This is a genomic window from Inquilinus sp. (genome assembly GCF_057815775.1).
In genome coordinates, this window is record NZ_JBYRFX010000360.1 from 1 (window position 1) to 3,865 (window position 3,865).

The following is a 3,865-nucleotide window of genomic DNA, read 5'->3' on the forward strand; positions in this document are numbered from 1 at the left end:
TGCCGAACGAGATGCGGTCGGCGGTGGCGCCGGCGGCCAGCGCGTCGCGGATCTCGACCACGCTCGCGGTGTCGAAGCACGAGCCCATCGCGGCCAGCAGCGAGAGGATCTGCGGCGCCGGGTTGGCCTTCACCGCATAGAAGATGCGGCTGTCAGGCAGCGCCTCGGCCAGCGCCTGATAGTTGCCGGCGACCACGTCGAGGTCCAGCACCAGGCACGGGGTCTCGGGACGACGCTCTTCAAGAAAGGAAGCGATCTTCGTATTCATCAGGGGAAACACTCCCTCCGGCAAGCAGTTCAAACCAAACCGTTGCCTGAGGCGCCCCGCCTCTGCTCACCGGCGACGAAACCCGGCGGCGCGTGCGGATCCGGGATTGTAGAGACGAAGTTGCAGGCCGGTGCCGTAAGCACCACCCGGAAACCCGTCCTGACAATCACGGAAGAGGAACCCTCTCCGCACATGCAACCGAAAAACTTCTCTTCAACCCAGCTGGCCGAGGCCAGACAGACCGAGGAGACGCGTGACGTCGTTGCTGTGCCCACCGGGTTCGAACCTGTTCGAAAGCGGCGGGCCGGGGCACGTGCGAATACGTTCCGAGGGGTGAAATACGGTCGGTGCCCCCCTGATGCAAGTGAAATTTTATTGATCGAAAATTTATCGCGTCACCGTGGCGCCACAGGCTCAGCCGAAATCTAAATTTAGCCTCATTCCGTCTTGATATTGCAGGATTCTCAGATGATAAATTATAGCCATGACGACACGCTCCTCCGGTAGACCAACTTTGCGTGCCTCGAATGGCCGCGCCCGGACGAGTTCGTCCACCGCCAAGTCACCGCCGAAGCGTCCCAAGTCCAAGCCGCAGAGTCGGGCGCCCGCCCGCAAGTCGTCGGGCCGCCGGCACTGGCTGTGGGGCGTCGCGAAATGGGCCGCGGTGCTGTCGATCTGGGGCGTCATCGCGCTCGGCGTCATCGTCGCCTACTTCGCCTACGACCTGCCCGACATCCGCCAGGTGTCGATGCCGGAACGGCGGCCCGCCATCACCGTGGTTGCCGCCGATGGCGGCCAGATCGCCCGCTACGGCGACATGACCGGCGACATGATCCAGGCCTCGGCCCTGCCGAAGCAGCTGACCGAGGCGGTGCTGGGGATCGAGGACCGCCGCTTCTACCACCATTACGGCATCGACCCGATCGGCGTGGCCCGGGCGCTGTGGGTGAACTGGCGCGCCGGCCGCAACGTGCAGGGCGGGTCGACCATCACCCAGCAGGCGGCCAAGAACCTGTTCCTGACGCCGGAGCGCACCTTCCGCCGCAAGATCCAGGAGGCGATCCTGGCGGTCTGGCTGGAGATGAACTTCTCCAAGGACCAGATCCTGACCGCCTATCTCAACCGGGTGTATTTCGGCGCCGGCACCTATGGCATCGACGCCGCCGCCCGCGCCTATTTCGGCGTGCCGGCAATGGATGTGAACCTGGAGCAGTCGGCGATCCTGGCCGGCCTGCTGAAGGCGCCGTCGCGCTATTCGCCCGAGCGGGACCCGGAAGCGGCGCGGCAGCGTGCCGAGGTCGTGCTGGGGGCCATGGTCGACGCCGGCTTCATCACCGAACAGGAACGCCAGGCCGCCGACGACCAGCCGCCGGTGCCGCCGCGCCGGCCGGGTGGCGGGTCGGGCAGCCGCTATTTCGCCGACTGGGTCGCCGACCAGGTGCCGGATTTCGTCAACACCGCCGCCCCGGCGCTGCGGGTCGAGACCACGCTGATGCCGAACCTGCAGCGTTCGGCCGAAAGCATCGTCGATGCGCGGATGGCGGAAGATGGCGGCAAGGTCGGCGCCACCCAGGCCGCCCTGGTGGCCATGCGGCCGGACGGCGCCGTGGTCGCCATGGTCGGCGGACGCGGCTACAGCCAGAGCCAGTTCAACCGCGCGGTGACGGCGCAGCGCCAGCCCGGCTCCTCGTTCAAGATGTTCACCTACCTCGCCGCGGTCGAGCAGGGCCTGACGCCGGACAGCCTGGTGCTGGACGCGCCGATCACGATCAAGAACTGGTCGCCCGGCAACTATGACGGCAAGTTCCACGGCGAGGTCACGGCGCGCGAGGCGCTGGCCAAATCCTACAACACCGCCGCGGTGCGCATGCTGCAGCGGGCCGGCATCGACCACACCATCGAGTTGGCCCATCGCCTGGGCATCGCCTCGCCACTGCGGCCGGAATTGTCGCTGGCGCTGGGCACCAGCGAGGTCAACCTGCTGGAGCTGACCGCCGCCTATGCCGCCCTGGCCAACAACGGCAACGGCGTCTGGCCCTATGGCGTGCAGCGCATCGGCCCGCCCGGCGGCGACCCGATCTACACCCGCTTCGGCGGCGGCCCGGGCGAAGCGGTGCTGCCCTGGCATGTCGAGGCGATCAACCGCATGCTGCGCGCCACCATGACCATCGGCACCGGCCGCAGCGCCCGGCTGGACGACCGGCCGACAGCGGGCAAGAGCGGCACCAGCCAGGGCTATCGTGATGCCTGGTTCATCGGCTTCAGCGCGGATTACGTGGTCGGCGTCTGGGTCGGCAACGACGACGGCACGCCGATGGACAAGGTGACCGGCGGCAGCCTGCCGGCGAAGATCTGGCATGATTTCATGGTGGAAGCCGAGCGCGGTCTGAAGCCGAAGCCGCTGCTGGGCGTCGACGACATGGCGCTGCCCGCGGCCATCGCCAGCTCCAGTCCTGCGACCGGCGGCATCGCCCCGACCGTCGCGGCACCCAGCGTCGCCGCCCCGGCCCCATCCGGCGCCCCGCGGATGCTGGTGCCGCCGACCGCGGCGACACCGAAGCAGGAGCTGGACCAGGGCGGCCTGGACGGGCTGCTGAGCAAGCTGGACAACGGCTGATCCTGATATCTGCCGCCGGGGTCCGGAGACCTCTCCCGAATCCCGTTCCCGTCGCGCCAGATCGAGAGCACGTCCGTCCGGGAACACGCAATTCCAGATGTCATGCCACGGCTTGACCGTGGCATCCAGGGGCGGCCGAACCGCTCCTGATGGCTCCTGGATTGCCCGGTCGAGCCGGGCCATGACAAAACAGAGTTAAGGCCAGTGGCTCAAGCCTGGACCCGAAAACGGTCAACTGGACACTTTGACCAGAAGCGGCGTCACACAATGTGCACTCGCTATTATCTGCAGAGCCGGTTCATGATCTGTTCATGGACACCTCGCTCCCCGACGCCGCCCCCGACATCCCGATCGATCCCGAGCGGGCCTTCGTGGTGTGGGCGCTGGATGCGTTGCGGGAGCTGGTCGCAGTCGGCATCCGCACCGCCCACCGGACCGAGAACCAGCACATCGTGGCCGCGACCCGGCTGCAGCCGAAAGACACCGATTTCGCGCTGATGCAGGAGCGCACGGCCCGGTCGGTGCGGCTGTCGATCGCGATGGCCGAGCGGCTGCGCGACGTCTATCTGCAGCGCAAGCCGAAGTCGGAGCAGGCGGCGCGGGTGGTGCACCGGCGCCTGCAGGCGCGGCGGGCGGTGATCGCGCGCGTCGCCACGGCGGCGATCGAGGCCGATCCATCGGCCGAGGCCACCAAGGATCTGGCGGCCCTGTTGCGCGAGCGGCTGACGGAGCGGGAGTTCGAGGACGAACTCGACGGCCTGCCGGTCCGCGATGTGCTGGTCCGCATTCACCATTTGCTCGGCCTCGAGCCCGACCAGACCAATTGGCCGACGCACTGGCCGGATGAGACCGAGAGCTCGGAGGCTGTGACCAGCGACGCCGGGCCACCAGCGAACATCGAAGACATCGGGATCGATCCGATCGACCCCAGCCCTCCAATCCCGCCCGCGGCTCACGACACCGGCTGACCGGCGCATAAT

General features: G+C 67.7%; 2 protein-coding genes and 1 pseudogene. 2 read left to right on the forward strand and 1 reads right to left on the reverse strand.

Translation table 11 applies throughout. The features are described from left to right. Positions 1–268 (reverse strand): annotated as a pseudogene (locus tag AC3XYG_RS12955) (ornithine decarboxylase); the annotation flags it as partial. Between the two features lie 484 nt (positions 269–752). Here AC3XYG_RS12955 and AC3XYG_RS12960 point away from each other — a divergent pair. Both AC3XYG_RS12960 and AC3XYG_RS12965 read left to right on the forward strand, forming a co-directional pair. After that, positions 753–2,885, forward strand: coding sequence for a transglycosylase domain-containing protein (locus AC3XYG_RS12960; protein ID WP_489140251.1), 2,133 nt, complete (start codon positions 753–755; stop codon positions 2,883–2,885). A 311-nt stretch (positions 2,886–3,196) separates the two neighbouring features. Beyond that, entirely contained in the window at positions 3,197–3,853 is a 657-nt protein-coding gene (locus tag AC3XYG_RS12965) for a hypothetical protein (protein WP_489140252.1), read from the forward strand. The last annotated feature ends 12 nt before the right edge of the window (positions 3,854–3,865 follow it).

Bases quoted from the DNA above. Each gene is read 5' to 3' on its own strand.
- AC3XYG_RS12960 (WP_489140251.1), top strand. From the start codon at position 753: ATGACGACACGCTCCTCCGGTAGACCAACTTTGCGTGCCTCGAATGGC.
- AC3XYG_RS12965 (WP_489140252.1), top strand. From the start codon at position 3,197: ATGGACACCTCGCTCCCCGACGCCGCCCCCGACATCCCGATCGATCCC.